Genomic DNA, 12,068 nt, shown 5'->3' with positions numbered 1-12,068 from the left:
TTTCACTCCTTTTTAGTAATCGTTTCATCTAATAATTGATTTCGCTGCTTCATTTTCTCTAATTGTTTGTCGATTTCGGCAGTAAAGCAATCAGATTTAAGCAATTTTGGTAATGCTTGACTGTCTATGACAACCGATGTGTCATCTATTAATACGTTGATCAATCGCTTTTTCACCACTTCGATTGTTAATTTTTCGTTAAGCAACTCTTCTAAATTCGCCATAACTGTTGGATCAACAGGAGGATACCCATTTTTCCCGAAGTCATCTTGTAAGCTAATTCTATAGAAATCTCGAACGATTTCACCGCGTTTTTGTTGGTTACCATTGATACTCAAATAAATCATGATTGCAATACCGTCTTTTACACGGCGTTGCGCGATACCAGCAAACTTTTTACCGTTAATACTCAAATCAAACGTCCCGGGACAATAAGAATCAGTTATTTCGAAGGCTTCAATATCGTGGGTTATGTCACCGAATGCTCGTTTGATCCAATGCCACATATAATGATACGCTTCATCGATGCTGATTTTTTTACTTCCAGCATTTGGCAGAATCAGTGAAACATTTAAAATACCAGAATCAGCAATCACGCCTAATCCACCTGCATTACGTATCACAGTTTTATAGCCATTTTCCTTTAAAGAAATAAGTCCTTTTTTCAGATCAGTCACACGTGTATCTTTCATTCCCAAGATCATTGCTTGGTCAAGTTGCCAAAAATGGATCAACGGTTGCTGATTGATTCCAGAAAATGTGGTAAAGGTATCTGTTAAGGCAAAAGGCAAAAAGTAGTCTTTTGCTGTTAAGCAATTCTGATCATATAAAAAGACTGTATTGGTTGTAAATAATTGCGTTAAATTAGTCATCGTATTCTTCATCCTGTTTTACGCGAGAAACGTAATCCTTCACTTCTTTATTCATTTGATTATATTCATTTGTAAAACGCATTGGCTTACTAATAATTCTCATTGGCATGGTGGCTAAAAATTTACTGAAATCTTCCCGTGCTTCTTCTGTCAGGCGACCAGGTTTTGAGACTAAGCGTTCATAGAGGTAATGATAAAATTGATTCATTGCATCAATATCGATGCTCATTTGATTATGGCACTCGATACATTCAATGCTAGAAATGATTTCATTCATATATTGAATATCATGGAGTGTTTCTTTTTGGCAATGCATACAAAATAACATCGCTTCTTCATCGTGAAATAACATTTGTTCCACCTCCATTTTCTATTATATACGATTTATGAGAAAAATCATGCTTATCTGAATAGAAATAACAAGGAAATAGGCAATTTTTAAGGAAATCAAAAAATTGAAGAGAAAATCTTGCTATCCAGCTAAGAAAACTATAGAATATTTACATATGATTCAGGAGAGAACAAATGTAAAAGGAGTGAGGAGTTGAAGCGAAAAGTGGACAAGATTCCAGTGACTAGACCGATTGTTGCTACAGAAGCTTTGAAGAGAATGTGGGAAATTCGAATTTTTGAAGAAATGATCCAAGAACTTTTTGATGCAGGTGAATTATATGGCACGATGCATCTGTGTATCGGACAAGAGGCTACGGCAGTTGGCGGAGCAGGTAGCTTAAAACAGACTGATTGGATTGTTTCCACCCATCGAAATCATGGCCATTGTATTGCAAAAGGAACTGATATAAGAAGTATGTTTGCTGAGATGTTAGGGAAAAAAACTGGAACGAATGAAGGCAAGGGTGGTAGTATGCACATCGCTGATTTGAATATAGGAAATCTTGGTTCAAATGGGATTGTCGGAGCTGGTTTTCCAATTGCCGCCGGTGCTGCGCTGAGTGCCCAAATGCAAAATACAGATCAAGTAGTACTTTGTTACGCTGGCGATGGCGCTGTGAATGAAGGCAGTTTTCATGAAGCATTGAATTTAGCTTCTATTTGGAAGTTGCCTGTGATTTATCTCATTGAAAATAACCAATATGGAATGAGCAGCTCAATTGAGCAAATGGTCAATATTGACCATCTTTCGCAACGTGGTAAAAGTTATGGTATTGAAGGGATAACGATCGATGGTAATGATCTGACCGAGGTTTCCAGAACTGTTGCGCAAGCCGTAGAAAAGGCGCGAAACGGTAGTGGACCAACCTTGATTGAAGCACTGACGTATCGTCATAAAGGGCATTCTAAATCAGATAAATTACTTTACCGATCCGAAGCTGAATGCCGAGACTGGCAAGAAAACAATGATCCGATTGTACGATTAGAAAAAAAACTGATTCAAAATGGAGAAATTGAAGCGAACGAGATTCGGCAAATGGAAGAGGTGATTCGAAAAGAATTTGCAGACCTACTTGCTTCTGTGAAACATGATAGTGAACCGACAGTTGAAGACTTGTGGACGCATGTCTACGCGGAGGATACCTTATGAGAATAATCTCTTATTTACAAGCAATCAATGAAGCGTTAGATGAAGCGTTGAGCCAAGATGAACATGTTTTTCTTTTGGGAGAAGATATCGGTATTTATGGTGGTGGCTTTGGTGCTACCAAAGACCTTCAGAAAAAATTTGGAAAACAGCGAGTTCGCGATACGCCAATTTCTGAAAGCGCACTGGCGGGAGCTGCAGTGGGAGCTGCGATGACAGGAATGCGCCCTGTAATAGAATTACAATTCTCAGATTTTATTACTATTGCGATGGATCAACTGGTTAATCAAGCGGCTAAAATCCATTATATGTATGGCGGAAAAGCCAAAGTTCCGTTAGTGATGCGAACTGCAGCTGGTTCAGGAACAGGAGCAGCCGCTCAGCACTCACAGAGTTTAGAAAATTGGATGGCTCATATACCTGGGCTAAAAGTAATTCAGCCAAGTAATGCGTACGATGCAAAAGGATTGCTGCATGCCGCCATAAAAGATAATAACCCTGTGATGTTTTATGAACACAAATTATTATACCAAACTGTAGGAAGTGTTCCAGCGACTCCTTATACTATTCCGATTGGTGTAGCAGATGTTAAATGCCTTGGGGATGATGTGACGATCGTTGCTACAGGAATAATGGTCAATAAAGCGTTACAAGCTGCTGAGATTGTAAAAGAAAAAGGGGTCTCAATCGAAGTTATCGATCCAAGAACCTTAGTTCCACTTGATAAAGAAGCGATTTTAGCTTCTGTTAAAAAAACAAAACGAGTGATCGTTGCAACTGAAGCGGTTAAAAATAGTGGCTTTGGTGCAGAAATCACAGCAATAATTGCTGAATCAAAAATTGCTATGAAGTTGAAAAGCCCAATTATTCGCTTAGGTGGTGAGTTTGTTCCTATGCCTGCTCAAAAATTATTAGAGATGCGTGCAACGCCCCAAGTCGATACATTAGTTGCTGCAATAAATCAATGTATTAGTAAAGCGGGGCTTCAACGATGAAAATCAGTGAAGATCGCAGAAAAATCTTAAAAATCGTTACAATGTACTATGAACAAGGTTTGACTCAAGCAATGATCGCAAAAGAAATGCGCATTTCTCGACCTGTTGTTTCAAAAATTTTACACCAGGCAAGGGAATCTGGAATCGTTTCAGTTTCAATCAAAGATGAATCTGCTTATGCAGTTGCTTTGGCTTTACGCTTAGAGCGAAAATATCAACTTAGTGACGTTATTGTGATACCAACTAATGAGCAAAAAAAATCTGAAACCATTCAAAAGGAAGTAAGTCGGGCAGCTGCATATTATTTTAAAGACCGTTTGACAGCTGATATGAGTGTAGGCTTGTCTTGGGGAACGACCTTAGCAGATATGATCGATGAAATGCCCTATTGCTCATTTCCAACGATGAATGTTTGTCCGCTTGTAGGAGGTATTTCAAGTGAGCATCTGTATTTTGACACCAATCATTTAGTCTTCCGATTAGCTGAAAAAATCTATAGCCGTTGTCAGTATTTTTATGCACCGGCCCTAGCAGAAAGTATTGAATTAGCAAATGTTCTAAACAAGTCACAACTAGTTGGTCGTGCGATGGCACAAGCAAAGAATGTTGACTTTGCAATCATTGGCGTAGGGAATCCTATTGAAAGCTCTACGTGGATGCGTCTTGGTTATATCGAGACAGAAGAACTACAAGTGATAAAAGAAACTGGGGTAAAAGGTGATGCAGTAGCCTCCTTATTTGACAAAAATGGCAAAACAGTAAACAATGAAATAAGCAAACGAATGTTGGGTGTCAAAGTGGAAGATTTAATGGAAATACCTGATGTGATGGTCATTGGTTGTGGGGTAGAAAAAGCTGAAAGTATCAAGCCGTTATTGCTGGGAAACTGCTTGACTATTTTAGTTATTGATCAGACAATTGCCGAAGCCTTGGTTTAACCTTGACTGATGCATTAGTATGAAGTTAAAATACAAATGAGTTTGTTCTGTGTTTAATCATATCTAGCATTGCAAGCTAGTTCCTCAGAAAAATAAAGAAATATGATTGTGGCAAAAAGTGCCGCTCTGTTATTTCCCTATTTTTCTGACAGAGCTGAAAAAGCCCGTTACACTTTTAAAATAAGGAGAGTGCTTCAAATGGATTTGTCACAAGGAACACCTGTATCGATTCAATTAAAAACTATTGTCGATCAAGCAGGTGAGAAGAAAAATTTTTATTTTGATCTAGAAGGTCAAATCGTAAAAATAGGTGATACATTATACATTCGTTATAAAGAAGAACAAGAAGAAGGAGATCCTGTCCCTGTTACGATCAAGGTTGAGCCTGATGGTAAAATCCAGTTGATTCGTTCAGGTGGTATGAGGATGCGTTTGAAATTTGCCTACCAAGAGAGGTTGGATACAAGTTATAAAACGCCTTATGGATTGTTTCAAATCACGACTTTTACGCGTAATCTGCGTTTTAGTTTAAAGGACCAGCCAGTTGCAGGTAGTATTTTGATCGATTATGATTTGTATTCTCAAGCCGAAAAAATAGGGGAATATCATTTAGAACTAGAATTTACTGCCTAATTATGCAAGAATCAATTGATTTTTTCTTGATGTTTTTGTATGATAAGGAGTAGACTGTGAAAGGACGTGTACCGTTTGGAAATTAATGTATTTGACGGGTTGAACAAAGATGAATTATCCATGATCGAAGTTGCGCACGCAATTTTAGAACAACGTGAAGATGTGATGGACTTCTCTGATTTAGTAAACCAAATCCAAAATTATCTTGGAAAATCTGACAGCGAAATTCGTGACTCTTTAGCACAATTTTATACTGACTTAAATATTGATGGCAGTTTTATCTCACTAGGAGATAACCGTTGGGGCTTGCGCTCATGGTATCCATTTGATTCTATCAATGAAGAAGTAACGCACGGCTTAGAGGAAGATGAAGAAGATAAGCCACGTCGTAGAAAGCGTAAGAAAGTCAATGCGTTCATTATTGATGCAAATGACGAAGACGTGATCGACTATAATGATGATGATCCGGAAGATGCTGAATTAACGGACGATGACGACGATATTCTTTATGATGATGATGACGATGAAGAAGATGTAGAGATCAAAGCATATAACTCTGATCTTCAAGAAATCGGAGCAGATTCAGACGATGAAGAGGAAGAATTACCTGGAATCGAAGAAGATTTGACAATCATTGATGAAGACGATGTCGATGATGACTTTGATGATGAAGATGAAGATGAATATTCTGAAGAAGAGTAATTGAATAGAAGGAATGTTCTCGATTTGAGAGCATTTTCTTTTATTTTCTGATTTTTGACTTAGACAATCAACTTTTATAAAATAAAATCATTGACAAATGGTCTATATCTTTGTAAACTATGATTGTTAACAAAGTAAATAGCGTTTTCATGTGACTAGATAATACTAGGCATGGAAGAATTTCTTTAAAATATGATATACTCATATTTTGGCGGGATTGTTCTATGCTTTTTTTGTTGTCCTTTAGCAAGAAAACGGACAATCTACTTCTGCAGAAGAGGAATGTTTATGAAAATCAAAAAGGTGCTCAATCAAAACGCTGTACTCGTCATAGACGCTGGGCAGGAAAAAGTGGCAGTTGGAAAAGGCGTGGGTTTTAACAAGAAGAAAAATGATTTGTTATTCCCGCAACAAGTGGAACGAATGTTTGTAATGGAACCAGAAGGCTTAAAAAAACTTCAAGTTTTATTATCGCAAATCGATGAAAAGTATTTTTTTGTCACAGAAGAAATTATAGCACATGCTGAAACGATTCTTGGTGAAAAGCTGAATGAACATATCAATATTGGTTTAAGTGACCATATTGCATTTGCAGCAGAGAACATTCAAAATAAGATCATTGTGAGAAATAAGCTTTTGAATGAAATTGAAATTCTTTACAGTGAAGAATTTTCGATTGCCCAATGGGCAGTCGACTACTTGACTCAAACATTAGGAATTCCATTTAGCTATGACGAAGCCGGTTATATTGCAATCCATATTCACAGTGCTCGTAGTGGGCGCACGGATAATAGTAAAAGTATTCGTGAAGTCACAATTGTTTCTGAAATTATTCATTTAATCGAGCAAGAATTAGGAATCAATATTCATGATGAAAAGATGAGTTTGAGCTATTCGCGGCTGGTTAATCATTTACGTTTGTTTATTCACCGCTTTCAGCAAAGCCAGTACGCTGTATTGGATGATGAAATTTTGGATGTCGTGCGTAAGAAATACGCAGAAAGTTATGAGGTATCAAAAAAAGTCCAAGTTTTATTAATGAGAAATTTTCACTATCAAGTACCAAATGAAGAATTAGGTTATCTTGCCATTCATATCGAACGGTTGAAGATGATCAAATAAAAGTCAAGGGGAGAGACAAAAATGAAAGCATATATGCAAAGAATGGGACGCTCGTTAATGCTTCCTGTAGCAGTATTACCAGCTGCTTCTCTATTGGTAGGAATCGCAAACTGGATCGTGGGGACAGTGGGTCCTAGTGCGGCTACAACATTTTTAATGAATGGTGGATTAGCTATTCTTGATAACTTGGCATTATTATTCGCTGTTGGTTTAGCATTGGGGATGTCAAAAGATAAAGATGGAGCAGCAGCTCTTGCTGGTTTAGTCGCTTATTTAGTTCCGAAGACAGTGTTAGGAACAGCTTCTGTGCAAGCAATTATGGGATTAAGTGACATTGCGGATGTAAATCCAGCATTTAACAGTATGGGCAATAACGTATTTGTTGGAATCATTGCTGGTTTAACAGCTGCGGCAATATACAATCGCTTTTCGAATGTGAAATTACCGATGGCACTTTCGTTCTTCAGTGGTAAACGTTTAGTTCCAATTATGTCAGCTATTGCAATGTTGGCAATTTCATTTGTATTGTTGTTTATCTGGCCTGTTGTCTATAATGGCTTAGTCGCTTTTGGTGAAGCTATTTCTAGTTTAGGTTTTGTTGGAGCTGGTTTATACGGATTCTTCAACCGTTTGTTGATTCCAACAGGCTTGCACCATGCTTTGAACTCAGTATTTTGGTTTGATGTTGCCAATATCAATGACATTGGGAATTTCTTAGCAGGACAACAAGCGTTAGATTCAGGCAAAGCGATTATTGGTCAAACAGGTATGTATCAAGCTGGATTTTTCCCAGTAATGATGTTTGGATTACCTGCAGGGGCATTCGCAATTTACCAATGTGCTCGTCCTGAAAAGAAAAAAGTAACGGCTTCTTTAATGTTAGCAGCCGGTTTTGCTTCATTCTTTACAGGTGTAACTGAACCATTAGAATTTTCATTTATGTTTGTTGCATGGCCGTTATATGTGGTACATGCTGTGCTTACTGGTTTATCTTTAGCATTCTCTGCTTTTATGCATTGGACAGCAGGGTTCGCATTTAGTGCAGGGTTTGTTGACTTCTTCTTAAGTCTAAAAAATCCAGTAGCCAATCATCCATTGATGTTAGTTGTTCAAGGTGTTGTCGTAGCGGCAATTTATTACTTTGCGTTCCGTTTTGCCATCACTAAATTCAATTTAATGACTCCAGGACGTGAAGAAGGTGAAGGCGAAGAAACACCTGATTTAGATACTACTGGTGATAACAAATTTGCAGTCTTAGCAAATAAAATCTATCAAGGTTTAGGTGCCGATGCAAATGTTACTTCCATTGATAATTGTACAACTCGCTTACGTTTAACTGTAAATGACACAAGCAAAGTTGATCAAGCAAAAATCAAAGCAACTGGCGTTCCAGGTGTGAAAGTAATTGATGGCACAAATATTCAAGTAATCGTTGGTACAGAAGTTCAATTCGTAGCAGATGAAATGAACAAAATACACAATGGTGCAGCTTTGGTCACAGGTGAACCTGTAAGCAAGCCTGAAGTGAAAACAGAAGCGCCAAAAGTAACTGCAAAAGAAACGGAATTATATGCTGTTGCAAACGGAAGGCTTATTCCAATTTCAGAAGTTCAAGATGATGTTTTTTCAGCAAAAATGATGGGTGATGGCTTTGCGGTTATTCCGACTGATGGAGAAGTATCAACACCTGTTGCAGGTAAGATCACCAGTATTTTCCCAACAAAACATGCTTTAGGAATTCAAACAGATTCTGGCATTGAAGTTTTGTTACACATGGGCTTAGATACCGTCGAGCTAAAAGGGGCACCATTTACTTTACACGTTGAGGAAGGTCAAGTACTGAGACAAGGGGATAAAATAGCGACAATCGATTTAGCAGCACTAGCAAATGCTGGTAAAAAAACTGACTTGATTGTTGTTTTCACTAATCAAGATGTTGTAGAAAACTACGATTTAACAAAAACAAATCAAACAGTTTCTGCTAATAATTTGATTGGAAAAGTAACAGTAAAATAATCATTAATGGCTATCTGAGATTATTCTCAGATAGTTTTTTTGTACTATTGCTTTATTTTTTTTCTATGATATGGTTAATGTGTACTTGTTTTATGTTTTAAAGTTTCAAGGACTTCCTTTTGAAAAAATAAAAAATGATTGTGACAACAAACGTCGCCTTCATTTTTTCCTGTTTTTTTGACAATATAGAATAAGTTCTTATCACTTTATAATTTAGGAGGAGATTATCTTGCATGAATAAGGCTGGACACAAAGAAGTGCCAGTTGATGATCATACGGTTTCTTTGTGTCATATTGAATAAATATGATAAAGATGAAGGAGCAAAATTACATGATTATTATTAGAGGGAACAATCCGAGAAAAATTGATAAGATTTGGGATTTAGTAAAAAAGAAACATACAGGAAATAAAATTGCGATCGTTGGGTATCCTGGAGAAATTCCGCATAATTTTATTCGTGCAAAGCAAATGCCTGCTTATGAAACAATGACAAAACACAATACACTTGACGATTTAACCCATTTTTTAAGTGAGACGAAAGATCGTTTTGAAGCGATTATTCTTTACATTGATTGTGAGTCTCACTTGATAGAATCAATAAAAGCCATAACAGAGACTTACAAAGAACAGTTTATTTTAACTGTTTATGACAAAAAGGTATATGAACAAGTGGTTGATGGAGAATAAAGGTGGTAGTGGTATGAAGGAGAAGACTGAACAATTATTAGGCTTGATCCAAAAATTTCAAACGGAAGACTTATCTTTAGACGATGCAATTAAGCTTAGACGATTATCCGCCGAATTTGCCAATCTTTGCGGTGAGGCAGTTGAGGAAAAAATGGATCAGTTTTACAAAGAAAGAGTAACAGGTTGAATGTCTTATCAAAAAGAGTAGAGTAAATTCTGCTCTTTTTCATTTACTTATAATTAGTAAGCAAATAAGTTGTGTATTTTAAAAAAAGGAATATAATAACACTATGAAGGTCAGAGAAGGTCAATTCATGTTGATTCTTCAGAAACCTTTAGAAGAAAATAGGAGGTTTGTAAATTATGGCAAAACAACATTATGACAGAAGTAAACCACATGTAAATATCGGCACGATTGGTCATGTCGATCACGGTAAAACAACATTGACCGCTGCAATCACCACAGTATTAGGAAAAAAAGGCCTAGCAAACCCTCAAGACTATGCTAGTATTGATGCAGCACCAGAAGAACGTGAGCGAGGTATTACAATCAACACCTCACATGTGGAATATGAAACTCAAGCTCGTCACTATGCTCATATTGATGCACCCGGACACGCGGATTACGTTAAAAACATGATTACAGGGGCAGCACAAATGGATGGTGCGATTTTAGTCGTATCAGCAACAGATGGACCGATGCCACAAACACGTGAGCATATTTTGTTATCTCGTCAAGTAGGTGTAAAATATTTAATCGTTTTCCTTAACAAAATCGATTTAGTTGATGATGAAGAACTGATCGATTTAGTTGAAATGGAAGTGCGTGAGTTACTGAATGAATATAATTTTCCTGGAGACGATACACCAATCATCAAAGGCTCTGCTTTGAAAGCTTTACAAGGAGATCCTACGGCTGAAGATGCAATTATGCAATTAATGGATACTGTGGACGAGTATATTCCAACACCAGAAAGAGATACGGACAAACCACTATTATTACCTGTGGAAGATGTCTTTTCTATTACAGGTCGCGGAACTGTTGCTTCTGGACGTATTGATCGTGGGAAAGTAAGTGTTGGAGATGAAATCGAAATTGTCGGAATCAAACCTGATACGCAAAAAGCTGTAGTGACAGGAATTGAAATGTTCCGTAAAACCTTAGATTATGGTGAAGCAGGTGACAACGTCGGCGTTCTTTTAAGAGGAATCACTCGGGATGAAATCGAACGTGGCCAAGTGATCGCAAAACCAGAGTCTATTACACCGCACACAAAATTTATTGCAGAAGTATATGTTTTGACGAAAGAAGAAGGGGGACGCCATACACCATTCTTTACAAATTACCGTCCGCAATTCTATTTCCGTACAACAGATGTTACTGGTGTAGTAGAATTGCCAGATGGTGTTGAAATGGTCATGCCTGGAGATAACGTTACGATCGATGTTGAATTAATACATCCGATAGCGGTAGAACAAGGAACAACATTCTCCATTCGTGAAGGTGGTCGTACTGTTGGGTCTGGTATTGTAACTGAAATTGAAAAATAGCAAAAAGAGAATCTTTGATAAACATATCAGAGATTCTTTTTTTGTTAACAACGGAAAGTACACTTTTAGTATTTGTGATATACTATCTGTTAAAAAGAAAAGGGAGTTAAGGAGAATGAAAAGTACGGTTTTAAGAGTAGATGCGTTTACAAATACTCAAGGAAAAGGCAATCCAGCAGGTGTGGTACTGAACGGTGATTCATATAGTGTAGAGCAAATGCAGGAAATTGCAAGAGAAGTTGGTTTTAATGAAACTGTTTTTGTATGCTCAAGTGATCGTGCAGCCATTAAATTAAGGTATTTTACTCCTGGTCATGAGACGCCACTTTGCGGACATGCGACAATCGGGGCCATCTTTGCTTTATTTAACAAAAAAGGCAGCTGTCAATTAGAAATCGAAACCGGTGCAGGTATTTTGCCGATCATCTATGAGGAAGAAACGCAGAGAATCACAATGAAACAAGCGCAACCGCAATTTATCGATTTTAAAGGGGATCGCTCCGCCTTATGCCAAAGTCTTGGTATTAACTTAGAAGATCTTCATGCTGATTGGCCGATTCAGTATGGCAATACTGGATCATGGACTTTACTAGTACCTGTTATTGCGCCAGAAGTTTTAGATAAAATGATTCCTAACCCTACAGTATTTCCAGATATTTTAAAGGAAATCCCTAAATCTTCAATCCATCCTTTTGCTGTTGTTTCAAAAGATGAAGCGGTTTATACGGCTAGACACTTTTCTTCGCCCTTTTCTGGGACAACGGAAGACTCAGTGACAGGAACAGCTTCAGGTGTCATGGGAGCTTATTTGCTGAACCACGTTTATGAAAATGATCATAGCAAAATGATCCAGGTTAACCAAGGACAACATGTACAAAGAGAAGGAAAAGTTTTGGTTCATATTGTAAAGGCTGATAATGGTGACCACGAAATCAGTATCTCTGGTACGGCTTGTCTGAATCACTCATTTGAAGTGATGATAAAACAAAAAAGAACTGAATGACTTCAGCT

The 12,068-nt window shown here is 37.4% G+C and carries 13 protein-coding genes; 11 read left to right on the top strand and 2 right to left on the bottom strand.

The window, feature by feature from the left end; genetic code table 11:
- Positions 1 to 2: 2 nt before the first annotated feature.
- Both BCR24_RS11690 and BCR24_RS11685 read right to left on the bottom strand, forming a co-directional pair.
- Positions 3 to 872 (bottom strand): lipoate--protein ligase family protein, encoded by an 870-nt coding sequence (locus tag BCR24_RS11690; RefSeq protein ID WP_069640703.1) that lies wholly within the window; start codon positions 870 to 872, stop codon positions 3 to 5.
- The gene (locus BCR24_RS11685; RefSeq protein WP_069640702.1) at positions 865 to 1,224 is read right to left on the bottom strand and encodes a hypothetical protein; all 360 of its coding nucleotides are present in this window, start codon (positions 1,222 to 1,224) and stop codon (positions 865 to 867) included. Before BCR24_RS11685 ends, BCR24_RS11690 begins: the two co-directional genes overlap by 8 nt.
- A 192-nt stretch (positions 1,225 to 1,416) precedes the next feature.
- Between BCR24_RS11685 and BCR24_RS11680 the strand changes: the two genes are divergently transcribed.
- From BCR24_RS11680 to BCR24_RS11635, 11 genes are all read left to right on the top strand, one after another.
- Positions 1,417 to 2,415 (top strand): thiamine pyrophosphate-dependent dehydrogenase E1 component subunit alpha, encoded by a 999-nt coding sequence (locus BCR24_RS11680; protein ID WP_069640701.1) that lies wholly within the window; start codon positions 1,417 to 1,419, stop codon positions 2,413 to 2,415.
- The gene (locus tag BCR24_RS11675; RefSeq protein WP_069640700.1) at positions 2,412 to 3,407 is read left to right on the top strand and encodes an alpha-ketoacid dehydrogenase subunit beta; all 996 of its coding nucleotides are present in this window, start codon (positions 2,412 to 2,414) and stop codon (positions 3,405 to 3,407) included. The genes BCR24_RS11680 and BCR24_RS11675 overlap by 4 nt, the downstream gene beginning before the upstream one ends.
- Entirely contained in the window at positions 3,404 to 4,345 is a 942-nt protein-coding gene (locus tag BCR24_RS11670) for a sugar-binding transcriptional regulator (RefSeq protein ID WP_069640699.1), read from the top strand. Before BCR24_RS11675 ends, BCR24_RS11670 begins: the two co-directional genes overlap by 4 nt.
- Positions 4,346 to 4,543: 198 nt before the next feature.
- The gene (locus tag BCR24_RS11665) at positions 4,544 to 4,978 is read left to right on the top strand and encodes a YwiB family protein (protein WP_069640698.1); all 435 of its coding nucleotides are present in this window, start codon (positions 4,544 to 4,546) and stop codon (positions 4,976 to 4,978) included.
- 75 nt (positions 4,979 to 5,053) lie between these two features.
- The gene (gene rpoE, locus BCR24_RS11660) at positions 5,054 to 5,680 is read left to right on the top strand and encodes a DNA-directed RNA polymerase subunit delta (protein WP_069640697.1); all 627 of its coding nucleotides are present in this window, start codon (positions 5,054 to 5,056) and stop codon (positions 5,678 to 5,680) included.
- 288 nt (positions 5,681 to 5,968) lie between these two features.
- Positions 5,969 to 6,802, top strand: a complete 834-nt coding sequence (locus tag BCR24_RS11655) for a PRD domain-containing protein (protein ID WP_069640696.1) — start codon at positions 5,969 to 5,971, stop codon at positions 6,800 to 6,802.
- A gap of 21 nt (positions 6,803 to 6,823) precedes the next feature.
- Entirely contained in the window at positions 6,824 to 8,818 is a 1,995-nt protein-coding gene (nagE, locus tag BCR24_RS11650) for an N-acetylglucosamine-specific PTS transporter subunit IIBC (RefSeq protein ID WP_069640695.1), read from the top strand.
- A 331-nt stretch (positions 8,819 to 9,149) separates the two neighbouring features.
- The gene (locus BCR24_RS11645; protein WP_069640694.1) at positions 9,150 to 9,506 is read left to right on the top strand and encodes a hypothetical protein; all 357 of its coding nucleotides are present in this window, start codon (positions 9,150 to 9,152) and stop codon (positions 9,504 to 9,506) included.
- A gap of 13 nt (positions 9,507 to 9,519) precedes the next feature.
- Entirely contained in the window at positions 9,520 to 9,693 is a 174-nt protein-coding gene (locus tag BCR24_RS16910; RefSeq protein ID WP_167351680.1) for a hypothetical protein, read from the top strand.
- Between the two features lie 176 nt (positions 9,694 to 9,869).
- Positions 9,870 to 11,057, top strand: coding sequence for an elongation factor Tu (tuf, locus tag BCR24_RS11640; protein ID WP_069640693.1), 1,188 nt, complete (start codon positions 9,870 to 9,872; stop codon positions 11,055 to 11,057).
- Positions 11,058 to 11,172: 115 nt separating this feature from the next.
- Positions 11,173 to 12,060: a PhzF family phenazine biosynthesis isomerase gene (locus tag BCR24_RS11635; RefSeq protein WP_069640692.1), complete on the top strand. Its 888-nt coding sequence runs from the start codon at positions 11,173 to 11,175 to the stop codon at positions 12,058 to 12,060.
- The last annotated feature ends 8 nt before the right edge of the window (positions 12,061 to 12,068 follow it).

It is taken from the genome of Enterococcus ureilyticus (assembly GCF_001730315.1).
Classification (GTDB): domain Bacteria; phylum Bacillota; class Bacilli; order Lactobacillales; family Enterococcaceae; genus Enterococcus_L; species Enterococcus_L ureilyticus.
The sequence above is the reverse complement of the archived record's forward strand: the minus strand, read 5'-3'. Positions and strand labels throughout refer to the sequence as shown.